The organism is Kinneretia sp. DJ1R-11, assembly GCF_025717595.1.
In the GTDB taxonomy this organism is placed as follows: Bacteria; Pseudomonadota; Gammaproteobacteria; order Burkholderiales; family Burkholderiaceae_C; genus Paucibacter_A.
Genome location: NZ_JAJIRR010000011.1, coordinates 118536 through 145370, shown reverse-complemented (window position 1 = coordinate 145370; position 26835 = coordinate 118536). Strand labels below are relative to the sequence as shown.

Below are 26835 nucleotides of genomic sequence, written 5' to 3'. Positions count from 1 at the left end.
ATGGACGGTGCCCAGCTTGGCGCCGCGCAGCACAAAACAAAAAAGGGCCCGCGGGCCCTTTTTTATTTGGCAGCAGCCTCAGCCGCGCTTCACGCCACGACGCGCTCAAACACAGCAATGCTCTCCACATGCGAGGTGTGCGGGAACATATTGACCGCACTTGCCGCCGTGCATCGGTAGCCCGCCACATTGACCAGCAGGCCGGCATCACGCGCGAGCGTCGACGGATTGCAGGAAACATAGACAATCCTGCGCGGCGGCGTCCAGCCGGGCGCCAGGCTCGGATCCTGCGCAATGTCGGCCACCGCCTTGGCCAAGGCAAATGCACCGTCGCGCGGCGGATCCACCAACCATTTGTCCGCCACGCCGTCGGCCACCAATAACTCGGGCGTCATCTCGAAGAGATTGCGGGCGACAAACGATGTCTTGGCCTCAAGCCCATTACGGCGTGCGTTCTCGCGCGAGCGTTGCACCAGGGTTTCGCTGCCTTCGATGCCCAGCACCTCGCGCGCTCGCGTGGCCAGCGGCAAGGTGAAATTACCAAGGCCGCAGAACCAGTCGATCACCCGCTCATGCGACTGCACATCCAGCAAACGCAGGGCCCGCCCGACCAGCACCGAGTTGATATGCGGATTCACCTGGGTGAAATCGGTCGGCTTGAAGGGCATCAGCACGCCAAACTCGGGCAGGCGGTAGGCCAACTCCGGGCCACCTTCGTCCAGCAAATGAACCGTGTCCGGCCCCTTGGGCTGCAACCACCACTGCACCCCCTCATGCCGGGCAGCGAAGTCGCGCAGACGCGTCTTGTCGGCCTCCAGCAGCGGATTCAAATTGCGCAGCACCAGGGCGATCACCTCATCACCCATGGCCAGCTCGATCTGCGGCAGGCGATCACGCTCGTCCATGCCGGCGATCAGATCACGCAAAGGCATCAGCAAGTCGCTGACGCGCTGAGGTACCACCTTGCAGACCTGCATGTCGGCGACATAGCGGCTCTTCCGCTCGTGGAAGCCGATCAAGACTTGACCCTTCTTGGGCACATAGCGGACCGAGAAGCGAGCCCGATAACGATAGCCCCAGGTCGGGCCTTCGATCGGGCGAAGCAGCATCTCCGCCTTGACCTTGCCCAGATGCCAGAGGTTGTCCTCCACCACACGCTGCTTGACCGCCACTTGGGCACTGGCGTGCAAATGCTGCATCTTGCAGCCACCGCATGCCCCAGGATGCAGGCCGAAATGCGGGCAGCCCGGCGTCACGCGCTGAGAACTCTCACGACGCATAGCCGTCATGGTCCCCTGTTCCCAGGCGTTCTTCTTGCGGCCGGTGCTGACCTGAACCTGCTCACCGGGCAAAGCGCCCTCGATGAACACCACCTTGCCGTCTTCCTTGTGGGCCACGCCCTGGGCATCGAGGTCGAGCGACTCGACCGTCAGCCATTCTGTTTCTTGACTCATGCGCTGATTATCCCAGCCCTGAGCGCCGGTCCGGCGAGACTCAGAAGATCGAGTCCCGGTCGATGCCGTGCCGCATCATGTTGCGCTTGAGCTTGGCGAGAGCTTCGATCTGGATCTGGCGGATCCGCTCGCGAGTCAGCTTGAGTCGTACCGCCAGCACATCCAGGGTCTCGGGCTCGCGGTCAAACAAGCCAAATCGCCCGGCCAGCACCTCGCGTTCGCGCTCGTTCAGTGCAGCCATACCGTGCACCAGCAACTCATCCAGTTCATGGCTGAGACGCAGGCCCAAGGGGTCGACGGACTGCTCATCCGCGACCAGGTCCATCATCGACTCGCCGCCCTCCCCGTTGCGGTCGACCGGAGAGTCGAGCGAGCTGGGCAGTTCGGCGTAAGCCAGCAACTCGGACACTTCAGCCAAAGGTCGCCCCAATGCGGCGGCGATATCCTCTGCGCGCACCTGACCGGCGCCGCCGTTCTGGCTCTGCACCGCTTCAAGCGCTCGCCGGGCCTTCAACACATGGTTGAGCTCGCGCACGATATGCACAGGCAGACGCACCAAGCGGGCCTGGTGCATCAAGGCACTCTCGATGCTCTGGCGAATCCACCAGCTCGCATAGGTGGAAAAACGAAAGCCTCGCTCGGGTTCGAATTTGCCGATGGCATGCATCAGGCCGAGATTGCCATCTTCAATCAGATCACTGAGCGGCAAGCCGCGACCCAGATAGTTCTTGGCAATGCTGACCACCAGGCGCAGGTTGTGCTCGATCATGGCCTGACGGGCCGAAAAATCACCCGCCCGCGCCTTCACGGCCGTCGCGAACTCCTGCTGGGGGCTGAGCAAGGGCGTGCGCCGGATATCGCGCAAATAGGCCTGCAGTGCATTGCCCACCTCGAGATCGCTGCCCGCTGCCAGGCCCTGGCGCGAGGTCTGAGCTTCATCGTCCGTCGCTGCCGTTCCGAGCTCCCCGTGAAGCTCCATCACATCTCGCGGCGGCGGCAGCGCGTGCTCGCGCGCACCCGCAGAAGCTGAAGCATCAGAGACTACGGTCGGCGCGCTGCGTTTCATGGCGGGCTCACATTGAATGCGCCGGCCAACAGGAGGCTAGCGTGAGGGCAGGACCTTGGCGGGGTCGATCGGTTTGCCCAGCTTGCGCACTTCAAAATGCAGCTTGACCTGCTCGGCGTCGCTGGACCCCATTTCGGCGATCTTCTGGCCCTTGCGCACCGCCTGGTCTTCCTTGACCAGCAGGGTTTGGTTGTGCGCGTAGGCGGTCAGATAGGTTGCGTTGTGTTTGATGATGACCAGATTGCCGTAGCCGCGCAAGCCCGAACCCGCGTACACCACGCGCCCATCCGCTGCAGCCAGCACGGCGTCCCCACTCTTGCCGAAAAACGCGAGGCCCTTGTTGCGCTGCTCGTCAAACCCAGCGCCGACCGCAGTGGCGGTCGGCCAAGCCCAGCTGGGGTCTTCATCGGTGTCGCGAGCCGCTGCCGGCGCAGCAGCGGCTGCAATGGCGCCTGCCGACGCAGCGGAAGCCGAGGCCGTGGCCGCGCCTGGCGCCGTCGTCGATGCACCTCCTGCAGCCGCGCCCGGCTTGGCGTCCAGCGGTCGCGATTCCACCTTGGCGCTGGTGATGGGCCGCGCCGCCACCGAAGCCGCGTCAACGCCTGGTGGCAAGACGCGCAAGACTTGACCCACCTCGATCAGATTGGGCTTATCCAGACCATTCCACTTGCTCAGGTCCCGCCAATTCTGGCCGTTATCCAAGGCAATGCGAATCAAGGTATCGCCGGGCCTGACGGTGTAATAGCCCGGTTTGCCGGCGTTCTCGACGCCCGGCAAAGGCTTGCTTTCCGCCGCAGCCGCAGCCGCAGGCGCGGTGGCCGGCACCGGCGCGCTCGCCGGCGTCGTCTTGGCAGATCCGCTGATCGGGCGCTCCTCCACCGGGGCCCGATTGAGGCTGGTCCCGCAAGCCGTCAAAGAAAGCAGGCCGCTGGCCAGCAAGAGCTTGATGGAGGGATGAATTGTCGGTTGCATGCGTCGCTGTAAGAGCTGGTGCGTTGGAAGGCTCCGCCCCTGCGGCCGGAGTCCAAGATCGCGAGGCGCACCCGGCGCCTCACATGACGCCTGATTTTAGGGGCACGAACAATACGGCCTCGTACTCGCTGCGCACAAAGCGCGATCGACCGGCCTCTGCCACATGATCGACACAGACCAGCACCTGACCCCGCCCGCCCGGAGCGGCCATGGGCGCGATCAAACGCCCGCCGGGTGCCAGCTGCGCCAGCCACGCTTCGGGCAGGTCCTCGCCACCGGCCGCGGCAACGATGCTGTCAAACGGTCCTCCGGCCGGCCAGCCGAGCCGACCGTCGCCGTAGATCAAACGCACCTGGCTCAGCTGCACGGCGGCCAAGTTCAGGCGCGCCTTGTCATGCAAGGGCTTCAGGCGCTCGATGGAGACCAGGGCTTGCGAAAGCAGTGCCAACACAGCCGCCTGGTAGCCGCAGCCGGTGCCGATTTCCATGGTCCGCCCGAGGTGGCCATGTTGGCGCGCCGACTGGCCGCCGAGCAGCAAGGCCGTCATGCGCCCCACGACCGAAGGCTTGGAGATGGTCTGCTCATGGCCGATCGGCAGGCTGGTGTCTTCATAGGCCTGGATGGCCAAGGCGCTGTCGACAAACTCATGGCGCGGCACGCGTGCCATGGCCTCCAACACACGCTCGTCGTGCAAGCCGTCGCGACGCAGGCGCTGCACCATGCGCTGACGAACCTTGACGGAATCCAGCCCCAGGCCACTGGGTGCCAGCTGGCGAGCCGCGTCCTGCGCGGCTTCGCGCAAATGACGTTGAGGCATCAGCACTTCACGCGCACTAGCACCAACATTGGCTGGGGCGCCCGCGCCTACGCCGGTACCGCCCATCTTGCCCAAGGGCAAAGGGAAGCGCTGCGAACGGGGGGCCGGCTTGCTGGCGCTCATGCGGAACGGTCCAAACGCTGGGCCCAAGCGGCGAGCGCCGCATGGTGGGTCAGGTCGACCTGCAGCGGCGTCAGTGACACCATGCCATTGGCAGTGGCGTGGAAGTCGGTACCTTCACCGGCCTCGCGCGCATCGCCGGCCGGGCCGATCCAGTAGATCGCTTCACCGCGCGGATTGATTTGCTTGATCACCGGCTCACTGGCATGGCGACGTCCCAGGCGCGTGACCCGGCGTGGCAGTGCGCTGGCGTCGGCACGGTTAGGAATGTTCACATTGAGCAAGAAGGCAGGGCCCAAGCCGCCGGCGATCACCTGCTGGACCAAGTCACGAGCCATGGCTGCGGCCGCATCCAGCTGACCCCAACCTTTGTCAACTTGGGAAAACGCAATCGAAGGGATGCCGAAGAGATAGCCCTCGGTCGCAGCAGCAACGGTACCGGAATACAGGGTGTCGTCGCCCATATTGGCGCCGTTGTTGATGCCCGAAAGCACCAGGTCCGGGCGGTAATCGAGCAAGCCGGTCAAGGCAACGTGGACACAATCCGAAGGAGTGCCATTCACGTAGCGAAAGCCATTGCTGGCCGTGAAGACCGACAGCGGCCGGCCCAGTGTCAGGGAGTTGGAGGTGCCACTGGCGTTCTGCTCAGGGGCGATGACCTCGATCTGCCCGAGCCCCTCGCACGCCTTCACCAGCGCATGCAAACCAGGGGCGAGGTAACCATCATCATTGGCGATCAATATGCGCATCGCCTCATTGTAGGCAAGCACTCGCCGGCACAAACCCAGCACAACCCTGAGCCGCAAGATCCAGCGAGCAAGCCAGGCAAAGATTCTTCTAGCGCCGAAGCGGCCTGCCCCCGAGCAATCCCTAGGTCCAGCCTCCAGCGGCTTTGCAACAAGACGTTAGCCAAGCGCAAACACGGACGCATCAAAGGGCCGCGAAGCTCGGATGTAAGCTAGGATGGAATTTGTGCTGAACTTCTCACTATGGCCGTCAAAGTACTGATCATCGAAGACAACCCGGTTGCCCGGAGCTTTCTGTGCCGCGTCGTGCGGGAGAGCTTCAGTGACCCCATGGAAATTTCCGAGGCCGGTGACCTGGAAGGCGCGCGACGACATATCGCCCAGCTGGCGCAAACCGACCCCGAGGCTTGCTTCCGTTTGGTGCTGGTGGACTTGGAGCTGCCCGACGGCAATGGCATGGAGCTGCTGGCCGAGATGGCCGGTACCGCTGCGCTCAAAATCGTCACCACCCTCTATTCGGACGACGACCATTTGTTCCCGGCCCTGCAATGCGGCGCCGACGGTTATCTGCTCAAGGAAGACCGCTTTGAAGTGCTGGTCGAGGAGCTGCAGCGCATCGTGCGTGGCCAGCCGCCGCTCTCGCCCGCCATTGCACGCCGGCTGCTCTCGCACTTCCGCCCCAGTTCCAGCGGCGACAGCGGCCCCATGGCCCTGAACTCCGGTTTTGGGGCCCTGTCCTCGTCCAGCACCTTTGCTGCTGGCCGCGGCGTGGTTCTGGACCCGCCGCCGGAGTGGGAGCGCCTGACCCCGCGCGAGAGCGAGGTTCTGACCTACCTCAGCAAGGGCTTCACCATCAAGGAAATCGCCAACCTGATGGGCATCAAGTGGTTCACTGTGAATGACCACATCAAGTCCATCTACAAAAAGCTCAATGTATCCAGCCGCGCTGAAGCCGCCGTGCTGGCGAGCAAGCAAGGCCTGGTCTGAGCAGACCCGGCGGCCGCTGAGCTGTCAGGGAAGCAGCAGCAAGCGCAGGTCGCGCCGCAGCTGAGCCTCGTTACCGCTGAAATCTCGTGCCAGCACCCGCAGCACATACTCTCCGGCGGGCAGCGTCTCTAGCCCCAAGCCAGCACTTTCACTGCGACCATCGCGCACCAAGCTGCCCAGCTGATAGCGGAAACGAGTCACCGCGCTGCCGTGCACGGTCACACCACTGCGGGCTGCGTAAGCCATCTTGACGGCCTTGTCATCGACCGGCAGGCGCGCGAAATCCAGCAGCATGCGCGGCTGTTCAAAGCCCGCCACGGGTCGGCCATCCGCCTGCAAGAGCTGATAGCCCAAGGCCTGCAGCCCAAGGCGACGCCGCTCTTCATTGCCATCGACCTGATCCCAGGCATCGACCACCAGCTGCAGACCGGATCGTGCCGAGGGCAGAACCAGGCGACCACGATCTTGTGCCTGCAAACGGCGCCCGGCGGCATCCGCAATCTCGACCGCCTCAATCATGGGCGGCTGCTGGTCGCTGAAACCCAGAAAACCCAGTTGCAAGGGGTTGCGGTGGTAGCCACCCGTGCCCAGATTGATGTGGACATGGGCCATGGGATTGATGCTGCCCAGCGCATCGCCAGCCGTGAAGCGCGTGCCGCGGCGGACGCGAATGCGCTCGGGGCGCCCCGCGGCATCGAGCACCAGCTGGAACTGACGCGCATTGAAAAGATGGCCGCGCTTGTCTCGGCCGACCCGGATATGGATATAGCTCAGGCGATCCAGGGCCAGGCCCTCCGCATTGCTGCCATAGGCCCAGTTGGCCAAGGGGCTGCTGACCTTGGCATCGGCCATGGCGACCACGGTGTCGCCGACATCGCCGCGCACATCGAGCCCTTCGTGCAGATGATCGCGCGCGTCACCCCCTGAGCGCCCACGCACCTCGCCCGGTGTGCCCACCACCTCATGCCAGCCCCCTTGCGGCAACAGGGGCCAGCGCCCCTCCGTGCGAGGCAGCGCCAGATCCGGCGCAGGCCCGACGTCGGGCCGCGGCGCCAGCTCATCATCAGTCTGGCCCGCTTCCGAACGCCAGCTCAAGCGGTGCAATCGGTAGGACGCCGCGTCCGACACCAAGAGCTCGCCGCTCGGCATCAAGGCCAGGCCCGCCGGTCTGGCCAGATGCGCTTGCGGGCCACCGCTGAGCCGGTGCACTCGGCCATCGGGCGCAATCTGCAAGAGAGCACCACGCCGCAGCACACCGACGTACAAGAAGCCATCATGGCTCCGAGTCAGGCTCAAGGGTCGGCGCAGCAGTTCCTGTTCATCGTCATCCTTGCCCCTCACAAAGGTGCTGACCATGCCGTCAGGCTGCACCACGCGCACCGCATCGTTGCGGCTGTCCAGCACCCAGACCCGATCCTCGGCATCGACCACCACAGCCGTGGGCGTGTCAAAGCGAGCTTTGGTTCCGGGTCCATCCTGCTCACCCGGCCAAGCGCTGCCGGCCAAGGTGCGCACCTCACCCTGCGGGCTGATGACCCGAATCCGGTCGTTGTAGCTGTCGGCCACATAGACCGAACCGTCGCGCCCGACGGCCACGCCCAAAGGCCCGTTGAAGCGAGCCTGAGCCGCAGGGCCATCGCGAAAGCCGGGCTGGCCATTGCCGGCCAAGGTCCTGACCTCACCCTGAGGACTGATCTTGCGGATCGCATGATTGCCGGTGTCCGCCACATAGAGATTGCCCTGGGCATCGAGCGCCAGACCCGAGGGCGTGTGGAAGGCGGCCGCAGCAGCCGGGCCGTCGCGAAAGCCCTCCTCGCCTCCGGCGTAGCTTGTGAGCTGCCCGTCAGGTGAGAGCCGCAAGATGCGATTGCTGTCGCCGCCGTCGCTGATGTAGACCAGCCCTCGCGCATCGACAGCCAACCCATAAGGGTCGGCAAAACGAGCTTGCCGACGATGACCTTCGCGCAAGCCGGCATGGCCGTCACCCGCCCACAACTCGAGGCGAGCCGCAGCGCCGAACTCGCTGGCCGGTGGTTCCAGAGGCAGGTCGGGGGCGATCGGAGTGCTTGCGTCGGCGGCCGGCAGCGCAGCATGGCCGGCAGCGTCGCTACCTGCAAGTTCAGGCCGGTGGCGCTGCAGCTTGATCACGGCCAAGCACAGTACCAACAGGGCGGCGAGTACCAGGGTCAGGGCGAAGAGTCGAGACTTGAAGAAAGCGGGCACAGGAAAGGCAAGATTTGGTCAGAGGCATGCAATGAGCAGCAACGCCGATGAGCGCCGCCACATGCGGGCCCGCATCCTATGCCATGGCGCGCGGTATGCGGCTTCAGCGCTTTTTCTTATTCTTCGGGTCGATCTGCCCCAAGGCTTCCATGGCCTTCTCGCGGCGGGCCGCTTTCTTCTCGTCCATGCGTTGCATGGCCTTGCGCTGTGTGTAGCCGGTGCCGTCGGCCCAGGCCCACCAGGCGACGGCCAAGCCAAATGGCGACAAGACCAAGAGCCAGCTGCTGCTGGCCACCGGCTCGATGCCCGCCCACTTCAGCAGCACCGCCAGAACACCCAAGACCAAAAACAACATAGAGAGAAACCCCTTGCGCATGCAGCCCAGCGGCAATCGTCAACACTACAATTCCGGCAGCACTGGTTGGCCTGAACTGTAGAACACAAAGCCAGCCGGAATCTGCGGAATCGCCCCTTTGTCTGCCCTCGAAAGGAAGTCATGAAATTCGCACTGATCCTGGCCGCCGTGGCCACCGCTGCCGCCGCACCTGCAGCCTTCGCCAACGCTGAATTGGCACAGAAGAAGAACTGCATGGCCTGCCACGCCGTCGACAAGAAACTGGTGGGCCCGGCCTACAAAGATGTGGCGGCCAAGTACGCCAAGGACAAGGACGCAGCCACCAAGCTGGCTGACAAGATCGTCAAGGGTGGCGCCGGTGTCTGGGGCCCCGTACCCATGCCCGCCAACACGCAAGTGAGCGCGGCAGAAGCCAAGCAATTGGCAACCTGGGTGCTGAGCACCAAGTGAAGCAGTTTGACTGAAGGGCGCAAGCCCATTCAGCCATGAAAAACAGGCCCCGCGGGGCCTGTTTTTCTTTCCAAGAGCCAGCTTCGCTCAGCACGCCTGACCCAATTGTTCATGAAGGGCTGGGCCGCATCCGCGCTTTCGCAAGGTTTGAGCCCTGCGTCAGTAGGCCTGACCCAGCTGCTCAAGAATGGCCAAATTCTGGTGCTCCCCCACATCGCTGTGCGATATGAGTGAGCCCTGAACCCGACCGGCGGCTGCGCCGACCTAGCGCTGTCGCGCGACTTCTTGATCCCCTGGGTCAGTAGGCCTGACCCAGTTGCTCAAGAATGGCCGGGTTCTCCAAGGTGCTGGTGTCCTGGGTGACGGCTTCTCCCTTGGCGACCGAGCGCAGCAGGCGGCGCATGATCTTGCCGGAACGGGTCTTGGGCAGGTTGTCACCGAAGCGAATGTCCTTGGGTTTGGCGATCGGGCCAATTTCCTTGGCCACCCAATCGCGCAAGGTCTTGGCGATCGCCTTGGCCTCGTCGCCGCTGGGACGCGGACGCTTGAGCACAACGAAGGCACAGATGGCCTCGCCGGTGGTGTCGTCGGGGCGGCCGACCACGGCCGCTTCCGCCACCAACTCGGTGCAGCTGACCAGGGCCGACTCAATCTCCATCGTGCCCATGCGGTGGCCGGACACGTTCAGCACATCGTCGATGCGGCCAGTGATGGTGAAGTAACCCGTGTCGGCGTCGCGGATGGCCCCGTCGCCAGCCAGGTAGTAGCCGCGCAACTCGCTCGGGTAATAGCTCTTCTTGAAACGCTCGGGGTCGTTCCAGATGGTGCGAATCATCGAAGGCCAGGGCTTCTTGACCACCAGGATGCCGCCCTGCCCGTTGGGCACGTCATTGCCGAGTTCATCGACGATGGCAGTGGTAATACCCGGGAAGGGCAAGGTGCAGGAACCCGGGATCAGCGGCGTCGCACCCGGCAGCGGCGTGATCATGTGGCCGCCGGTCTCGGTCTGCCAGAAGGTGTCGACGATGGGGCAACGGCCGCCGCCGACATGCTTGTGGTACCACTCCCAGGCGGCAGGGTTGATGGGCTCGCCAACCGAACCAAGCAAGCGCAGGCTGCTCAGGTCATAACGATCCGGATGCACGGCCTCATTGGTCTCAGCCGCCTTGATCAGCGAACGAATCGCGGTGGGTGCGGTGTAGAAGATCGAGACCTTGTGCTTCTCAATCATCTTCCAGAAGCGACCCGCATCCGGGTAGGTGGGCACGCCCTCGAAGACGATCTCGGTGCCACCCAGTGCCAGGGGGCCATAGGTGATGTAGCTGTGGCCAGTGACCCAGCCAATGTCAGCCGTGCACCAGAAGACATCGTCATCTTTCAGATCAAAGGTCCACTTGGTGGTCAGTGCCGCATGCAGCAGATAGCCGCCGCTGGAGTGCTGCACGCCCTTGGGCTTGCCGGTCGAGCCCGAGGTGTAGAGCAGGAACAGCGGATGCTCGGCCTCCACCCATTCCGGCTCGCAGACGGTGGACTGGCCAGCCAGCAGCTCGTGCAGCCAGTGGTCGCGCCCTTCGACCCAGGCGATCTTGCCGCCGGTGCGCTGATAGACGATCACATCCTTCAAGGTCGGGCAGCTGCCGTCGGCAAATGCCTCGTCCACGATGGCCTTGAGCGGCAGAGCCTTGCCGCCACGCAGCTGCTCGTCGGCGGTGATGACCATGACCGCGCCGGCATCCTGCACGCGGTCGCGCAGGCTCTGCGCCGAGAAGCCGCCGAACACCACCGAATGAGTGGCGCCGATGCGCGCGCAGGCCTGCATAGCCGCAACGCCTTCCACCGACATGGACATGTAGATGACGACGCGATCACCCTTCTTCACGCCACGTGACTTCAGCACATTGGCCAACTGGGCGGTCTTTGCCAGCAGTTCGCTGTAGGTGACCTTGGTCACCGCGCCGTCATCGGCCTCGAAAATGATGGCGACCTTGTCGCCCAAGCCGCGCTCGACATTGCGGTCCAGACAGTTGTAGGAGACATTCAGGCGGCCGTCCTCGAACCACTTGAAGAACGGTGCTTCGCTGTCGTTGAGCACTTGGGTGAACGGCGTCTGCCAGCTCACGAACTCGCGTGCCAGACGGGCCCAATAGCCTTCGTAATCGGCTTCGCTCTCAGCCACCAGGGCCTGATAGGCGGCCATGCCCTTGACGTGGGCCTGTTCTTGCCAGGCGGCGCTGGGCAGGTACGCTTGTGTCTCGCTCATGAAGGTGTCTCCTCGGGAGGGCTTGATTGCAAACTGTGCGAATGTTTGCAACTGTGCGTCTTGTCTCTGACGAAGCGCTTACTCTAGCGCGGTAACTCAGCGTACCGCCGGCTGACGTTGTCACCGTGTCTTCACCTCGCACCAGCGCCTCACCCATAGAATCGCGCCAGTTCGAACTGATCACCGAGTACAAACCCTATGAACACCCCGTCGCGCCCTTTGCGCCCCTTGCCCAACATCATCTTCGCCAGCCGCTGGCTGCAGCTGCCCCTGTACCTGGGCCTGATCCTGGCGCAAGCCGTCTATGTTTTCCAGTTCTGGACCGAACTGGTCCATCTGATTGAAGCCGCCTTCGGCAATCAGGATGCCCTGGGCATGCTGGTCAAGAGCATCGGCTACAAGGCCACGGCCATCAAGGACGCGGCCGGTGCGGTGACCGGCTACGAGCCGATTGCCAAGCTCAACGAAACCATCCTGATGCTGGTGGTGCTGGGCCTGATCGATGTGGTGATGATCTCCAACCTGCTGATCATGGTGATCGTCGGCGGCTACGAGACCTTTGTCTCGCGCATGGGCCTGGAGGACCACCCGGACCAGCCCGAATGGCTGAGCCATGTCAACGCCTCGGTGCTCAAGGTCAAGTTGGCCACAGCCATCATCGGCATCTCGTCCATCCACCTGCTCAAGACCTTCATCAACGCCGACAATTACAGCGAGAAGACGCTGATGTGGCAGACCCTGATTCACATCGCCTTCCTGTTCTCGGCGATCGCGATTGCTTACACCGACAAGCTGCTCAACAGCAGCCATGGTCAGGCCGCCAAGCACTGAAGCGAAGCCGCAGCCCTGGCATGAAGAAGCCGCTCCTCGTGAGCGGCTTTTTTCTTTGCAGGTCCCGGGCCGCTCAGTCACCAAGCCGGAAGGTATGAACCACTTCAGCCAGACGCACGGCCTGCTCCTTGAGGCTCTCGGCGGCGGCGGCAGACTGTTCGACCAAGGCGGCGTTCTGCTGTGTCATCTGATCGAGTTGCAGCACCGATGTATTGACCTCGCCGATGCCACTGGACTGGGCCGCAGCGGCCGAGGAAATGTCACCGATGATGTCGGACACCTTCTGCACGCTGGCCACGATCTCGGTCATGGTGCGGCCAGCATCGGCCACCAGGCGGCTGCCGCCCTCGACCTTGTCGACCGAGGCGCCGATCAAGGTCTTGATCTCGCGGGCGGCCTGAGCACTGCGCTGGGCGAGCGAACGAACCTCGCTGGCCACCACGGCAAATCCACGCCCTTGCTCACCGGCACGCGCTGCTTCCACCGCCGCATTCAAGGCCAGAATATTGGTCTGAAAGGCGATGCTGTCGATCACACCGATGATGTCGCCGATCTTGCGCGAACTGGTGTTGATGTCCTCCATGGTGCTGACCACCTGACCCACCACCACGCCGCCGCGGGCCGCTACCTCGGCGGCCGAAGCTGCCAACCGATTGGCCTCGCCGGCCGAACTGGCCGAATGCTTGACGGTGCCCGTCAAGTGGTCCATGGAAGAAGCCGTCTGCTGCAGGTTCGAAGCCGCTTGCTCGGTTCGCGTACTGAGGTCCTGATTGCCTTGAGCAATCTCGGCACTGGCGGTCCGGATCGACTCACTGGAGGCCATGACCGTACGCAGGGAATGCCCGAGTTGCACGGCCATGGCGCCGAGTGCGCGCATCAAGTCACCGACTTCGTCCTGGCGCTGGCTGCTGGCGTCAATGGTCAGGTTGCCGGCGGCCACCTCACTGGCCAGATCTGCCGCTCGCCGCAGTTCGGCAGTCAATGCCCTTTGCATCAGCCAGGAGGCCGTCACCGCCAACACGCCACAGATCAGGCCCAGCGCCCCCAGACCCCAGGCAATGCGATTGGAAGTGAGGTCTGCGGCATTCATGCTCTCCGTGGCGAACTCGTCGGCATGCTCGACGACCGCGTTCATCTGCGCAGCCAGGGCATTGAAAGTGGCATCGCCCTCCTGCATGGAGGCCACACCGATATTGGGGTCCATGGTGGCCAGATCCAGGGCCGAGTCGGCTTGCTTGAGGTATTTTTCGATCAACACGCCCAACTTCCCAGCGGCCGCACGAACTGCCTCATCGGCAGCCGGCGACTCCCCCAGGGCTTGGGTGACCCGCTTCACGCCCGCCAGCTGCCGGGCCAAGTCTTCGCGCACGCTTTTGACCTTGGCCTCGTCCAAAGAGGCAATGATGGTCAAGGTCCGGTAGACGCTGGCATGAACCATGGCCAGTTGCTCCCGCGAACTGGTCAGGGTACGGAAGACATCTTTCTGGGCCTCAAAGCTGGCGCGGTTCTCGGTCGCGGCGCGGCTCAGGAAGATGGCGTTGATCTGCCCGGTGCCGAACACGATGACCGCGGTCAGCAGTGGGGCAGCGAGCAATTTGCTTGCGAGTTTCATAAGACTCCCTGGGGAAGAAACACATGGTGCTGGCAGGCTTTGTTCTGTTTATTTGTAAATGCCGCCGCACACCACCGTGTCTTCGAGCCGCTCGCAGTACATGCTCTTGGGCTCGATCTTTTTGTTCTCCGGATTGGTGAACTTGTAATCCTGCCAGAAGCTGGGCTTGGCTTTGCCCAACTCGACGCGCTCCTTGACGAAGGCCTTGCCGTCCACATCCTTCAACTCGATCAGGTTTTTGCCCACCATCTTGATATTGGCGCCATGGGCATGGACGGTACCGTCCAGGCCGTAGACCACCAGATAGAGGTCCTCGAAGCTGAACTGGCCACCTTTGACGGATATCTCGCTATAGCCCTTGTCCTTGCCTTCCTTCTTGATGAAGGCAACGCCCTTTTTGACCATGGCCACGGCCTGCTCAGCCGTGGCACCGCCGTCGGCGGCAAATGCCGGGCGCGGCAGCAAGGCAGTGAAAGCCAAGAGGGCTGGTGCAACCAGGCCCATCAAGATGGGTGTTAGGGCTTGAGCCGCGAACGTAGGATGAATGGAATGGACAGGCAAGGATTTCATAAAGGGTTCCTTTTCTGAGAGCGAGCGGATGAGCGAAGGAGAAGTCGCTGCGACGCGATTGAAGCGCGGGTGTATGACAGTCACCCGACAGCCACAGCGATACAGCCCTGAACCGACAAATTTGGCACGCAAATAACGCGTCAGCACCCGCTGAACGCCATCCCGCGCCAGTCTGCTACTTCGACCCGATGCCGTCGAGCTTGAGCGTATTCCTCCTTCTGCCCGCCCGGCAAGGCGCGCATGGGGAATTTTTACCTGGCCGCCGGCCCCGCCGCCTTGCTCAAGATCAAGGAACCCAGCACTCCGGCCAGCAAAGACCCACTCAGCACACCCAGCTTGACCCGGGTTTCAAAGCTCGGGTCCAGCCCGGCAAAGGCCAGGCCACCGATGAACAGGCTCATGGTGAAGCCAATGCCGCAGAGCACGCAGACGCCGAAGAACTGCGTCCAGCTGGCCCCCTGCGGCCGGCTGGCCGCGCCCACCTTGATCAGCAGCCAGGCGCTGCCGAACACGCCCAGGGCCTTGCCCAGCACCAGGCCGGCGGCAATGCCCAGGGGCAGCGGCTCCAGCAAGGCCGCCGGGCTCAAGCCGGCCAGCGACACGCCGGCATTGGCGAAGGCGAACATAGGAAGGATCAGGAACGCCACCCAGGGATGCAGGCCATGCTCCAGCGTCTCCAGCGGCGAGTGGCCGCTCTTGGGGTCGCGCATGGGAATGAAAAACGCTGTGGCCACTCCCGCCAGGGTGGCATGCACGCCCGACTTGAGCACGCACAGCCAGAGCAGCAGGCCCAGCACGATATAGACATCGCTGCGCATCACGCCGGCGCGGTTGAGCAAGGCCAGGCCCAGCAGGCACAGCGCAGCCAGACCCAGCATCAGCAAGGACAGCTGCTGGGTGTAGAACAAAGCAATCACGACGATGGCACCCAGGTCGTCGATGATGGCCACGGCCGTCAGGAAGACCTTGAGCGAGGCCGGCACGCGCGAACCCAGCAACATGACGATGCCAATGGCAAAGGCAATATCGGTGGCCGCCGGAATCGCCCAGCCGCGCAAGGCCTGGGCATCGCCCCAGTTGATGGCGCTGTAAATCAGGGCCGGCACCACCATGCCGCCCAGGGCCGCCACCGCCGGCAATATGGCCTGGCGGCGCGAGGCCAGTTCACCGGCCACGAACTCTCGCTTGATCTCCAGGCCCACGAGGAAGAAGAACACCGCCATCCAGAGGTCGTTGACCCACACCAGCAGAGGCTTGGACAAAAGCAAAGCGGTGCCGCCGGCACCATCGCCGATGCGCACTTCGCCAGGGATGCGGGTGAAGGCCTGATAAGCCTCGCCCCAGGGCGAGTTGCTGATGATCAGGGCCAACACGGCCGCACAGGCCAGGATGATGCCGCTGGCGGATTCGCTGGCAAAGAAACGGCGCAGGGCTGGGGTCACGACGGGATCCTCCTCGACATTACACTGATGGACGTGGCTGCGTCGGCGCGCACAACCGGACCCTTGATCCAAGAAGTCCCGGCCCATTCAGCGCCCCGCAAGCTCAGCCCGGCATGATGCCGCAAGAATTTCTCAGTTCCTCCCACTTCTCCCCTCCCCTGTACGGACTCACACCATGAGCACACAGATTCGCTACCAAGATCTGGTTGACAGCGTCGCCGGCGCCCTGCAATACATCAGCTACTACCACCCGGCTGACTACATCGCCCACCTGGCCCGCGCCTACGAGCGCGAACAAAGCCCGGCCGCCAAGGACGCGATCGCGCAGATCCTGACCAACTCGAAGATGTGCGCCGAGGGCCGCCGTCCGATCTGCCAGGACACCGGCATCGTCAATGTCTTCCTCAAGGTGGGCATGGATGTGCGCTGGCAAGGTTTCCCCGGCTCGCTGGAAGATGCGGTCAACGAGGGCGTGCGCCAGGCCTACAACAACGCCGACAACAAGCTGCGTGCGTCGGTGCTGAACGACCCCATCTTCGAGCGCAAGAACACCAAGGACAACACCCCCGCCGTCATCAGCGTGTCCATCGTGCCGGGTAACACGGTCGACGTGATGGTGGCAGCCAAGGGCGGTGGCTCGGAGAACAAGAGCAAGTTCGTGATGATGAACCCCAGCGACAACATCGTCGACTGGGTGCTCAAGACCGTGCCCCTGATGGGTGCCGGCTGGTGCCCGCCGGGCATGTTGGGGCTGGGTGTCGGTGGCACGGCCGAGAAAGCCATGCTGATGGCCAAAGAGTCCTTGATGGAAGACATCGACATGTATGAGCTGCTGGCCCGTGGCCCGCAGAACAAGCTTGAAGAACTGCGCATCGAGTTGTACGAGAAGGTCAATGCACTGGGCATCGGCGCGCAAGGCCTGGGGGGCCTGACCACGGTGCTGGACATCAAGATCAAGACCTACCCGACCCACGCGGCCAGCAAGCCGGTGGCCATGATCCCGAACTGCGCCGCCACCCGCCACGGCCACTTTGTGCTCGACGGTTCCGGCCCGGCCTTCATGACCCCGCCCAGCCTGGATCTGTGGCCCGACGTCAAGTGGGCGCCGGACTACAACAAGAGCAAGCGTGTCGACCTGAATGCCTTGACCAAGGAAGAAGTGGCCAGTTGGAAGCCAGGCGACACCCTCTTGCTGAACGGCAAGATGCTGACAGGCCGCGACGCCGCCCACAAGCGCATCGCCGACATGCTGGCCAAGGGCGAGAAGCTGCCGGTGGACTTCACCAACCGCGTCATTTATTACGTCGGCCCGGTCGATCCGGTGCGCGACGAAGTGGTCGGCCCCGCCGGCCCGACCACCGCCACCCGCATGGACGGCTTCACCCGCATGATGCTGGAGAAGACCGGTCTGATCGCCATGGTCGGCAAGGCCGAGCGTGGCCCGGTCGCGATTGAAGCCATCAAGGACAACCAAAGCGCCTATCTCATGGCCGTGGGTGGCGCCGCCTACCTGGTGTCCAAGGCCATCAAGGCTGCGCCGGTGGTCGGTTTCGCCGACTTGGGCATGGAAGCCATCTACGAGTTCGATGTGGTCGACATGCCCGTGACCGTGGCGGTGGATGCCGGCGGCACCAGCGCCCACATCACCGGCCCGGCCGACTGGAAAGAACGCATTGCCAGCGGCAAGGCTGTGAGCATTCCGGTGACAGCCGGCTGATCATTCCAGCGAGCCCTTGCCCAGTCATGCCAGCCATGACTGGCTTCGGCACGAAGGAGTCGTTGAGCCCGGCTGTGATCGGGCCGACTGGGCACTCCGCTCCGTTCATGTCCCCCGGCCCCAGCCTGCGGCTGGGGCCTCCTCCTTAACTTCACTTCGCGAAGCACCCAGCCGTCCCAATCTGTCAGGGCCCTGCCCCTTCGACGAAGACGCCAAGCGTTTGAACTGACAAGGGGTGTCGGGTGAGTGCTGAAGCGAAGTCAAGGAGGAGGTCCGCGCACAGCGCGGGCCGGGGGACTGAGCCCGAACTCAAACAGTCCTGAGGACTGTTTGAGCCTGGCGAAGGGCTGGGCCGCTGGCCCAGACATGAGCGCAAGCACTCGCCCGGCTCCCCTTGGCACCAGCCCTAGAGTCAAGGTCTGCCATGTGCCGCAGACGGCCTCAACTCAAGCCTGGCGCACCACCCGCTGCGGGAACGGGATCTCGATCTTCATGCCATTGAGCAAGCGCAAGATGGCCACATTGACGTCGGAGCGGACACCGCCCTGGCCGTTCTCGGGGTCGGCGATCCAAAAAAACACCGTCAGTTCGAGGCCGTCCGCAGCAAAGCTGCTCAGCTGCACCGCAGGACCGGGCTCGCTGAGCACCCGCGGCACTTCGCTGACGCGTGCGGCCAGCTTGGGCATCAGATCGTCCACGTCCGTGCCGTAGGCCACTTGCACCACGGTGCTGAGCAAGACCTTGGGGTCGGCCAGCGAAGAGTTCTCCACCCGCTGCGTGATCAGCATCTCGTTGGGCACGATGGCTTCGCGGCCGTTGAGCGCACGAATCACGGTGTAGCGGGTCTTGATATCACTGATACGGCCTTCGAAATTGTCGACCCGGACCATGTCGCCGATGCGCAGCGAGCGTTCAGCAAGGATCACAAAACCGGAGACGTAATTGGCCGCCAGGCGCTGCAGGCCCAAACCGATACCCACGCCAAGAGCACCGCCGAGCACGCCCAAAGCCGTCAGATCGATGCCGGCCGCCGACAGGGCAAACAGCAGACCCACCAAGAGCAGCAAAGCGCGGGTGAGGTTGGCGGCGATTTTGCGCAGGGACAGATCCATGCTGCCACCGCGCAGCAGGCGCGCCTCGATGACCGAGGACACCCACAAAGCCAGCACCAGCACCACCACCGCAGTGAAGGAACCCTCGATCAGATTGCGCAGCGAAATCTTGGTGACGCCGACCTTGAAATCAATTGCGTCCAGCTCCTCCAGGAACCAGGGCAAAAGTCCCGTCACCCAGAGGATGGAGCCACCCCAGGCCAGCCATGAAACGGTGCGCTCGATCACCTTGACCAGGCCGGAATTGGGCAGGGCCGCGCTCAGCACCCTCACCGTCATGCGGATGGCCAGCAAAGACATCAACACCGGCACGGCCAGCTTGAACACCGCCGGCGAGAGCCCGAAATGCGGCAGTACCTGTTTGGCCAGCAAGGCCAGCAAGAGGGCCAGCACCGGGAACAGAGCGCCGTCGATCACATGACTGCCAAACAGCACGGAGTCCGGCCGGTGGGCGACGCGCCGGTGCAGCACACTGACCACCAGCCAAGACAGACCCAAGCAAGCCACCAAGACCGCAAGGCCCACCAAGGCCGTGGGGCTGAACAGGGCCGCGGTGAGGGCCTGAAGTTCTTGAAAATCGATCGGCTTGCTGTTGCTCATGCGCTCAGTGAAACGCAGGTCTGTGAAGCCTGCGTGAATGGAGAAAAGGTTAAAAAAAGGGGCGGCAACGCCGGGCTCAGATGCCAGCCAGCACGCGCAAATGCACACCCACACTGCGCGCCAGAGCATCGAGGTTGTAGCCACCTTCCAGGCAGGAAACGATGCGCCCCTCGGCGTGGCGCAGGGCCACATCCTTGATGCGCTGAGTCATCCACTCGTAGTCAGCTTCGACCAAGCCGAGCTGGCCCAGGTCATCTTCACGGTGGGCATCGAAACCGGCCGAGATGAAGATCATCTGCGGCTTGAAGCGCTCCAGCGCCGGCAGCCACATGGCCTCGATCATGGCCCGCACCTCAGGGCCACGCGTGTAGGCCGGCACCGGCACATTGACCATGTTCTCGCCCTTGGGCACGGCGCCGTTGTAGGGATAAAGCGGGTGCTGGAAGATGCTGACCATCAGCACGCGCTCGTCGCCAGCGATGATGTCCTCGGTGCCATTGCCGTGGTGCACGTCGAAGTCGACGATGGCCACGCGCTGCAGGCCACGGTCATCCAGCGCATGACGCGCCGCCACGGCTACATTGTTGAAGAAGCAAAAGCCCATGGTCTGGTCGCGCGTGGCATGGTGGCCCGGCGGACGCACGGCGCAAAACGCGTTCTCGGCGCCACCATCAAGCACCAGATCGGTGGCGCGCACGGCCGCGCCAGCGGCGCGCAAGGTGGCAGCCCAAGTGTGGGGCGTGGCCACGGTGTCGGGATCCACGGCATGCGACTCGCCGCGCTCGGCCAGGCCCTTCAGCAGGTCGGCCAGCTCGGCCACATAGCTGTGGCTGTGCGCGCGCTCCACGGCGGCCAGTTCCACCAGCGGCGCCTCGTGGCGCTCCAGGGCCTGGTCAATGCCGGTGGCCAGCAGCCAGTCGTCTATCGCCGCCAGGCGTTGCGGGCATTCCGGGTGTCCAGGGCCCATGTCGTGCCGGCGGCAGTCGGGGTGGCTGAAATAGGCTGTCGACATGAAGGCGGAAAGTTGAGAGATCGGATCGGCCGAACGGTTTTCCGCTATGGTGTCTTGCATGAAGCGTGAAACACAGACCCTACAAGACAGCGCGGCGCAATTGACGGCTTTGCAGCAGCAGGTTAGCACGATCATCAAGGGCAAATCGGCGCAGATCCGCGACTGCCTGGCCTGCCTGATCGCTGGCGGTCATCTGCTGATCGAAGACCTGCCCGGGGTCGGCAAGACCACCCTGGCCCATGCCCTGTCCATCAGCCTGGGCCTGCAGTTTTCGCGCCTTCAGTTCACCGCCGACCTGATGCCCTCGGACCTGCTCGGCGTCAGCATCTACGAGCGCGAGACAGCCGGCTTCGTCTTCCACCCCGGCCCGGTGTTCGCCCAGGTGCTGTTGGCGGACGAGATCAACCGCGCCGGCCCCAAGACCCAGAGCGCCCTGCTCGAGGCCATGGAAGAGAACCAGGTCAGCATCGACGGCGCCAGCCACGCCCTGCCCCAACCCTTCTTCGTGATCGCCACGCAAAACCCCAGTGAACAGCTCGGCACCTACCCCCTGCCCGAATCGCAGCTGGACCGCTTTCTGATGTGCATCTCGCTTGGCTACCCGGACGAGGCGGCCGAGCGCGAGCTGCTGACCGGTCAGGACAGCCGCGAAGCCCTTCGCGCCCTGCGCCCGGTGATGACGCCGGCCGACTTGCTGGCCGCGCAGGCCGCAGTGCGCGCGGTTCATGCAGCACCGGCCCTGCTCGACTATCTGCAAGCCCTGCTCAAGGCCACACGCTCGGGCGACTGGTTCAGCGAAGGCCTGAGCCCGCGCGCAGGCCTGGGCGTGCTGCGTGCGGCGCGCGCGCGGGCCCTGCTGGAGGGGCGCGATTTCGTCTCGCCCGACGACGTCCAGGCCATCCTGCCCCAGACCATTGCCCACCGCTTGCGGCCCAGGGCCGGCGCGGGGCGAGGGCCGCGCGAACAGGTGCGGGCCATGATCGAAGCCATCGCCCTGCCCTGAGTGGCCGAGATGGTCTGGAACCCTGTGCAGCCCGTGCGGCTTCTGCGGCGCCACGTGCAGGCCTGGTGGCTGGCCCGCCACCGGCGCAGCGACACCCTGGTGCTGAGCCAGCGCAACCTCTACATCCTGCCCAGCCGGCCGGGTCTGTTCTTTTGCGCCACCCTGCTGGTGCTGCTCTTGGCCTCGATCAACGAGCAGCTCAGCCTGGGCTATCTGCTGACCTTTCTGCTTGGCGGCGCGGGTCTGGCCTCCATGCACAGCACGCACAGCAATCTGCAGGGCCTGAGCCTGGACTTGAAACCGCCCGCACCGGTGTTCGCCGGAGACGATGTGCAGTTGGACCTGCGCCTGCACAACGACGGCGCGGCACGCTACGGTGTCGGCCTTCAAGTCAAGGAATCGATGGCCGGTGGAGACCTTGACCGAGTCGCCTGGACCGATGTCCCGGTCGGCGGCCAGGCGCCTTTGCAACTGCGCTTTGCCAGCGCGCAGCGCGGCCTGCATGAGTTGCCGGAGCTGCAGGTTCTGAGCCGCTTTCCGCTGGGCCTCTTTCGCGCCTGGAGCGTCTGGCGGCCGGCGGCCCAGGTCTGGGTCTACCCTCGGCCCGAAGTGGCTCCACCGCCCTTTCCTTTCCACGCCGGCGCGGGCGAAGGTCAGGCCCAGCCCAGCCGCTTGCGCCAGGCCGGGTTGGAGCTGGACGGCGTGCGAGCCTACCAGCGAGGCGACTCCATGCGCCAGGTGCTCTGGAAGAAGGCTGCGTTGAGTCTGGACAGCGGTGTGCAGGGCGCGCCGCTCTGGGTGCGCGACAGCCAGGCCCAAGCCGCCCAGGAGCTGTGGCTGGACTGGCAGGACACCGCCGGCCAGACCGACCCTGAGCGGCGCCTGTCACGTCTGTGCGCATGGCTGTTGGCGGCCGAAGCCCAACAGCGGCCCTACGGCCTGCGCTTGGACGGCCAGGAATGGCCGCCCGAGCTCGGCCCCGGCCACCAAGAGCTCTGCCTGCAGGCCCTGGCTCGCCATGGCCTGCCACCGGCACGCCAAGCCGTGGCCCGCAGCCAATGAACAGCAAGGCCTTCCGCCGCAGCGGCCAGCCCTTGGCGCGCGACACCCGGGACACCTGGTTCCTGCTGGCCATCATTGCCGCGGTGGTGCTGCCGCACCTCGACCATCTGCCGCCTTGGGCCAGTGCCATCACCGGCCTGGTGCTGGGCTGGCGTGGCTGGCTGGCCTGGCGGGGTCAGGCCTTGCCTGGGCGCTGGGCGCTGGTCGGCGTGCTGCTGATCACGGCCGCGCTGACCTGGCTGAGCCACCGCACCCTGCTGGGCCGCGAGGCCGGCATCACCATGCTGGTGATGCTGATGGCGCTCAAGACCCTGGAGCTGCGCGCGCGGCGCGACGCCTTCGTCGTGTTCTTCCTTGGCTTCTTCCTGGTGCTGACGAACTTCTTCTATTCGCAGTCGCTGCTGACGGCGCTGTGGATGCTGGCCAGCGTCTGGGCTCTGCTCAGCGCCCTGGTGCTGGCGCAGATGCCGGTGGGCCAACCGAGCCTGCGCCTGGCTGCGACACAGGCCGCGCGTACCACGGCCTGGGGCTTGCCGGTGATGGTGCTGCTCTTCCTGCTGTTCCCGCGCATCGCGCCGCTCTGGGGCCTGCCCTCGGACTCTGTAGGCCGCACCGGCTTGTCCAACAGCATGGACTTCGGCGCCATGGCCGAGATTGCCAACGACGACACCGTCGCCATGCGCCTGCGCTTTGAAGGCCCGGTGCCGCCGCCCGAGGCGCGCTACTTTCGCGGCCCGGTGCTGGGCCAGTTCAATGGCCGCACTTGGCGGCCGGCCGTCATGAATTTCCCTGGCCGCAGCGATGCCTTGCAGGTCAGCGGCCCGGCACTTCGCTACGAGCTGACTCTGGAGCCGCAGCGCATCAGCGTGCTGCCCTTGCTGGAGATGAGCGGCGAACAGGCCGGCGCGCTGCGCCAGGTCGAGGGTTTGAGCCTGAGCAGGGCGGGCGAACTGCAGTGGCAGGCTGGCCGCCCCATCACCGAACGCCTGCGCCTGGACGCCAGTGCCTACCTCAACTACCGCCACGGGCCGCAGCAGAACAGCCTGGTGCTGCAGAACTACCTGGACCTGCCGCCAGGCCTGAACCCGCGCAGCCTGCAATGGGCCGCCGACCTGCGCCGCCAAAACCGCTTTGCCGGTCTCGAAGAAGCGCAGCTGACGCCGCTGCTGGTCGAAGCCGTGCTCAAGCACATTCGCACGGCCGACTTCAGCTACACCCTGGCACCGGGCCGCTATGGCGAGAACTCCCCGCACCTGATCGATGAGTTCTGGCTCGACCGACGCCTGGGTTTTTGTGAGCATTTCTCTGCGGCCACGGTGGTGGTCTTGCGTGCCATGGGCGTGCCGGCGCGCATCATCACCGGCTTCCAAGGCATGGACAACCAGCCACAGGACGGCTACTGGATCGTGCGCAACAGCAATGCCCATGCCTGGGTCGAGTACTGGCTGCCCGGCCGCGGCTGGCTGCGCGCCGACCCGACCGCCGCGGTGGCGCCCGAACGCGTCATGCAAGGTCAGGCCTTGCGCCCCGCGCCCGGCGTGCTGGCAGGTGCCCTGGGCCAGATCAACCCAACCCTGTGGTTGAACCTGCGGCGCAGCTGGGAGGCGCTCAACAACCGCTGGCAGCAGCAGGTGTTGAACTACTCGCGCCAGAAGCAGTTCGACCTGCTCAAGCAATTGGGCGTCAGCCAGCCCGACTGGACCGCTCTGGGCCAGCTCAGCGCTGCCGTGATCGCCAGCCTGGGGCTGTTCGGCGCCGCCTGGAGCCTGTGGCAACGCCACCGTCCCCAGGACGCCTGGAGCCGCCAGCGGGGCCAGGTCCTGCGCGAGTTGCAGGCCTTGGGCCTGCGCGAGGCCGCGCCGCACCAGAGCCCGGGTGCATGGGCGCAGCTGTTACACGCACGCTTCGGCGCGGCCGCCGAGCCCGCGGCATGCTTGCTTCGCGAACAAGAGGCTGCGCGCTACGGCAGGAGCGCCAGCACCCAGGCACCTGGCTGGCGCGAGCGCCGGCGTTGGCTGGCAGCCTTCCGCGAAGCCTGCCAGCCTTGCCGCAGCTGAAGCCACCCGCCGAACCCGGCGATCAAGCCGGGTATGCTGAGCTCATTGCTGCCTGGGCGAGCTGCCCGCTTTCTAGTTTTTCGACCGATCTGATTTTTGATGCGCCCGCCCTTTCTCTCGCTTTCCTCCCTGCCACACGCGCTGAGTTCAGTGCGGCACGCTCTCAAGACGGCAGCGCGGCCGGGTTTGTTCCCCGCTGTGATGCTCAGCGCGGGGCTTCTGATGATGAGCGCGCCCGTGCCGGTCTTGGCCGCGTCAGCCCAGCTTGAAGCCAAGCATGCGCAAGCCAAAAAGAAGAAGGCTCAGGCCAAAGCGGCTACCAAGCCTGTCGCGAAGCCCAAAGCCAAGACGGCCACGCTCAAGACCTTCGGCACGCGGCCCGATCTGCTGGCCTTTGCCGCCAGCCTGGCCAGCGAGCAAGGCTGGGACGAGGCCAGCCTGCAGCAGCTTCAAGCCCAGCTGGCGCAAGCCCATATCCACCCGAGTGTGCAACGCCTGATCATGCCGCCGCCGGCCGGCACCGCCAAAGACTGGGCCGCCTACCGTGCCCGCTTTGTCGAGCCGCGTCGCCTGCAGGCCGGCCTGCAGTTCTGGGAACAGAACGCCGCCAGCCTGGCGCGGGCCGAGAACGAGTACGGCGTACCGGCCGAGTTGATCGCCGGCCTGATCGGCGTTGAGACCTTTTACGGCCAGATCACCGGCGGCTTTTCGGTGCTGGATGCCCTGGCCACCTTGGCCTTCGAGTTCCCCAGTGGCCGCAGCGACCGCAGTGCCTTCTTCCGCAGCGAGCTGGCCGAGTTCCTGAAGCTTTGCCGCCGCGAAGGTTTCAATCCTGCCGAGGTGAAAGGTTCTTACGCCGGAGCGATGGGCTGGCCGCAGTTCATGCCCGGCAGCTGGAACCGCTATGCCGTGGACTTTGACGGTGACGGCCACATCGACCTGATCAAAAGCCAGTCCGACGCCATCGGCAGCGTCGCCCATTACTTGGCCCGCCATGGCTGGCAGCGCGGACTGCCCACCCACTACAGCCTGGCCATGCCGGTGGACACCAGCGCCCGCGCCCGCCTGCTTGCGCCCGACATCAAACCCACGTTCACTGCGCAAGATCTGCAAGCCGCCGGCGCCCAGCTCAGCGAAGCGGCGCTGGAACACCCGCCCAAACAGCTGCTCGCCGTGGTGGAGTTGCAAAACGGCGAGGCTGCGCCCAGCTACTGGATCGGGACGGAAAACTTCTATGTGCTGACCCGCTACAACTGGTCCAGCTACTACGCTTTCGCAGTGATCGAGATGGGTCGCGCGCTGGCCAGCATGCGGGCAGCGGGACGCTGAGAACCCTGAAGGACAGCGGGAGATGATGAAATGAAGTTGAAGCAAGCTGCTTGTGGAATCGCCACCTCTTGCCTGTTCTCGGTGCAGGCCTACCAGCCGGTCGAGTCGGGTGTATTGCCTTTGAAAGAGCGCCTGAGCGTGATGGCGCAAGACCAGAAGCGCCTGGACGAGCAGCTGAGCCGCGAGGACAACAGCGCCGAGGCTCGCGCCCTGGCCTGGCGACGGAGCAAGGAGCTGGCCGCCGAGCGAGAGCAGCTGGAGCGTGACATTGCGCAAGTGAAGTCCTGGGCGCAATCGCCGCTGCTGATGCACGCGGCCCCGACCCAGGTCGAACTGCGCCACGACGCGCAAGAAAGCTCGATGCCATGAGCGGCAAGCACAGCAGCGCGGGCCACGCCAGCGCGCGTCAGTTTCTTCAGGCCGTGTTGCATCGCTATGCCAGCCTAAGTGAATACGCCGACTGCGGCCAGGTGCAGATCTGGCTGGGACGCCTGCCGTATGCCATCGAGTTCCGCACGGCACGCAACTCGGCAGGCGATTTCCGCTTCGACTTCGATTGCCCGCACCCCTATCCGCCGCTGCGCGAACGCATCAGTCACTACAGCTTGGGCTGGGTCGCGGGTGAGGCTTACCTGCGCGTGGACTACCCGAAGGCCGAACAGGCGTTGACGCGCCGTTTCGAGAACCGCGAACTGGCGCTTGCAAATGCCACCGGCATTTCCCACGGGGCCGCACACACCATTGCCTCCCTGCTGTTCCCTGGCAGCGGCGGCCGCTCCTTGCTGGAGCTGAAACGCCTGCGATTTCGCGGCCTCAAGCCAGTGGACGGGGTGGACTGCTACCGCCTCACCGGGCACTGGGACCGGGCGCGGGTCACGCTGTTGATCGGCATGCACGACCTCTTGCTGCGCGAATGCACCGAACACCGCTGGCGCAGCGTGGAGCGGCGCCAGCCGTGCGAACTGAGCACGGTGGCAGGCCCGGAAACTTTTACACTGCCGCCGGCCTCTGCCGAGGCCTAAGCCCACGCCAGTTTCC

23 protein-coding genes are annotated in these 26835 nt (G+C 64.7%); 10 read left to right on the top strand and 13 right to left on the bottom strand.

Annotation, left to right across the window (positions count from 1 at the left end):
* Positions 1-89 precede the first annotated feature (89 nt).
* The 5 genes from rlmD to surE form a co-directional block, all read right to left on the bottom strand.
* Entirely contained in the window at positions 90-1454 is a 1365-nt protein-coding gene (rlmD, locus tag LNV23_RS17820; RefSeq protein ID WP_263564216.1) for a 23S rRNA (uracil(1939)-C(5))-methyltransferase RlmD, read from the bottom strand.
* Between the two features lie 40 nt (positions 1455-1494).
* On the bottom strand, positions 1495-2520 hold the full coding sequence (gene rpoS, locus LNV23_RS17815; RefSeq protein WP_263564215.1) for an RNA polymerase sigma factor RpoS: 1026 nt from the start codon (positions 2518-2520) through the stop codon (positions 1495-1497).
* A 36-nt stretch (positions 2521-2556) separates the two neighbouring features.
* Positions 2557-3492, bottom strand: coding sequence for a peptidoglycan DD-metalloendopeptidase family protein (locus LNV23_RS17810; protein WP_263564214.1), 936 nt, complete (start codon positions 3490-3492; stop codon positions 2557-2559).
* 79 nt (positions 3493-3571) lie between these two features.
* Positions 3572-4432 carry a protein-L-isoaspartate(D-aspartate) O-methyltransferase gene (locus LNV23_RS17805; protein ID WP_263564213.1) on the bottom strand — a complete coding sequence of 287 codons (861 nt, stop codon included), beginning with the start codon at positions 4430-4432 and terminating at the stop codon, positions 3572-3574.
* Complete coding sequence (surE, locus tag LNV23_RS17800; RefSeq protein ID WP_263564212.1) at positions 4429-5178, bottom strand: 5'/3'-nucleotidase SurE; 750 nt, start codon at positions 5176-5178, stop codon at positions 4429-4431. The genes LNV23_RS17805 and surE overlap by 4 nt, the downstream gene beginning before the upstream one ends.
* Positions 5179-5418: 240 nt before the next feature.
* Here surE and LNV23_RS17795 point away from each other — a divergent pair, with 240 nt between their 5' ends.
* Positions 5419-6162 (top strand): LuxR C-terminal-related transcriptional regulator, encoded by a 744-nt coding sequence (locus LNV23_RS17795; RefSeq protein WP_263517526.1) that lies wholly within the window; start codon positions 5419-5421, stop codon positions 6160-6162.
* A gap of 24 nt (positions 6163-6186) precedes the next feature.
* Here the strand turns inward: LNV23_RS17795 and LNV23_RS17790 are convergent, their stop codons facing one another.
* Both LNV23_RS17790 and LNV23_RS17785 read right to left on the bottom strand, forming a co-directional pair.
* Positions 6187-8385, bottom strand: coding sequence for an NHL repeat-containing protein (locus LNV23_RS17790; RefSeq protein ID WP_263564211.1), 2199 nt, complete (start codon positions 8383-8385; stop codon positions 6187-6189).
* Positions 8386-8488: 103 nt separating this feature from the next.
* On the bottom strand, positions 8489-8740 hold the full coding sequence (locus tag LNV23_RS17785) for a TIGR04438 family Trp-rich protein (RefSeq protein ID WP_263517528.1): 252 nt from the start codon (positions 8738-8740) through the stop codon (positions 8489-8491).
* A gap of 141 nt (positions 8741-8881) precedes the next feature.
* On the opposite strand from LNV23_RS17785, the gene LNV23_RS17780 reads away from it, so the two are divergent.
* The gene (locus LNV23_RS17780) at positions 8882-9190 is read left to right on the top strand and encodes a c-type cytochrome (RefSeq protein ID WP_263517529.1); all 309 of its coding nucleotides are present in this window, start codon (positions 8882-8884) and stop codon (positions 9188-9190) included.
* Positions 9191-9488: 298 nt separating this feature from the next.
* Here LNV23_RS17780 and acs read toward each other — a convergent pair whose 3' ends face one another.
* Positions 9489-11450, bottom strand: coding sequence for an acetate--CoA ligase (gene acs, locus LNV23_RS17775; protein ID WP_263564210.1), 1962 nt, complete (start codon positions 11448-11450; stop codon positions 9489-9491).
* Positions 11451-11648: 198 nt separating this feature from the next.
* On the opposite strand from acs, the gene LNV23_RS17770 reads away from it, so the two are divergent.
* The gene (locus LNV23_RS17770) at positions 11649-12281 is read left to right on the top strand and encodes a TIGR00645 family protein (RefSeq protein ID WP_263564209.1); all 633 of its coding nucleotides are present in this window, start codon (positions 11649-11651) and stop codon (positions 12279-12281) included.
* A 73-nt stretch (positions 12282-12354) separates the two neighbouring features.
* Here the strand turns inward: LNV23_RS17770 and LNV23_RS17765 are convergent, their stop codons facing one another.
* The 3 genes from LNV23_RS17765 to nhaA all read right to left on the bottom strand — a co-directional run bounded on the left by LNV23_RS17765 (position 12355) and on the right by nhaA (position 15905).
* Positions 12355-13893, bottom strand: coding sequence for a methyl-accepting chemotaxis protein (locus LNV23_RS17765; RefSeq protein WP_263564208.1), 1539 nt, complete (start codon positions 13891-13893; stop codon positions 12355-12357).
* Between the two features lie 48 nt (positions 13894-13941).
* Positions 13942-14463, bottom strand: a complete 522-nt coding sequence (locus LNV23_RS17760) for a cache domain-containing protein (protein ID WP_263564207.1) — start codon at positions 14461-14463, stop codon at positions 13942-13944.
* 251 nt (positions 14464-14714) lie between these two features.
* Positions 14715-15905: a Na+/H+ antiporter NhaA gene (nhaA, locus tag LNV23_RS17755; protein ID WP_263564206.1), complete on the bottom strand. Its 1191-nt coding sequence runs from the start codon at positions 15903-15905 to the stop codon at positions 14715-14717.
* A 175-nt stretch (positions 15906-16080) separates the two neighbouring features.
* Between nhaA and LNV23_RS17750 the strand changes: the two genes are divergently transcribed.
* Positions 16081-17622: a fumarate hydratase gene (locus LNV23_RS17750; RefSeq protein ID WP_263564205.1), complete on the top strand. Its 1542-nt coding sequence runs from the start codon at positions 16081-16083 to the stop codon at positions 17620-17622.
* A gap of 446 nt (positions 17623-18068) precedes the next feature.
* Here LNV23_RS17750 and LNV23_RS17745 read toward each other — a convergent pair whose 3' ends face one another.
* Together LNV23_RS17745 and LNV23_RS17740 are read right to left on the bottom strand one after the other, a co-directional pair.
* A complete protein-coding gene (locus tag LNV23_RS17745) occupies positions 18069-19334 on the bottom strand; it encodes a mechanosensitive ion channel family protein (RefSeq protein WP_263564204.1) in 1266 nt (421 codons plus the stop codon).
* 76 nt (positions 19335-19410) lie between these two features.
* Positions 19411-20346, bottom strand: a complete 936-nt coding sequence (locus LNV23_RS17740; protein WP_263564203.1) for a histone deacetylase family protein — start codon at positions 20344-20346, stop codon at positions 19411-19413.
* A 58-nt stretch (positions 20347-20404) separates the two neighbouring features.
* Between LNV23_RS17740 and LNV23_RS17735 the strand changes: the two genes are divergently transcribed.
* From LNV23_RS17735 to LNV23_RS17710, 6 genes are all read left to right on the top strand, one after another.
* Entirely contained in the window at positions 20405-21349 is a 945-nt protein-coding gene (locus LNV23_RS17735; RefSeq protein WP_263564202.1) for an AAA family ATPase, read from the top strand.
* A gap of 9 nt (positions 21350-21358) precedes the next feature.
* Entirely contained in the window at positions 21359-22411 is a 1053-nt protein-coding gene (locus LNV23_RS17730) for a DUF58 domain-containing protein (RefSeq protein WP_263564201.1), read from the top strand.
* A complete protein-coding gene (locus tag LNV23_RS17725) occupies positions 22408-24468 on the top strand; it encodes a transglutaminase TgpA family protein (RefSeq protein ID WP_263564200.1) in 2061 nt (686 codons plus the stop codon). Before LNV23_RS17730 ends, LNV23_RS17725 begins: the two co-directional genes overlap by 4 nt.
* A 222-nt stretch (positions 24469-24690) precedes the next feature.
* On the top strand, positions 24691-25797 hold the full coding sequence (mltB, locus tag LNV23_RS17720) for a lytic murein transglycosylase B (RefSeq protein ID WP_263564199.1): 1107 nt from the start codon (positions 24691-24693) through the stop codon (positions 25795-25797).
* A 30-nt stretch (positions 25798-25827) separates the two neighbouring features.
* A complete protein-coding gene (locus LNV23_RS17715; RefSeq protein WP_263564198.1) occupies positions 25828-26166 on the top strand; it encodes a hypothetical protein in 339 nt (112 codons plus the stop codon).
* Positions 26163-26819 carry a hypothetical protein gene (locus LNV23_RS17710; protein ID WP_263564197.1) on the top strand — a complete coding sequence of 219 codons (657 nt, stop codon included), beginning with the start codon at positions 26163-26165 and terminating at the stop codon, positions 26817-26819. Before LNV23_RS17715 ends, LNV23_RS17710 begins: the two co-directional genes overlap by 4 nt.
* Positions 26820-26835: the final 16 nt, after the last annotated feature.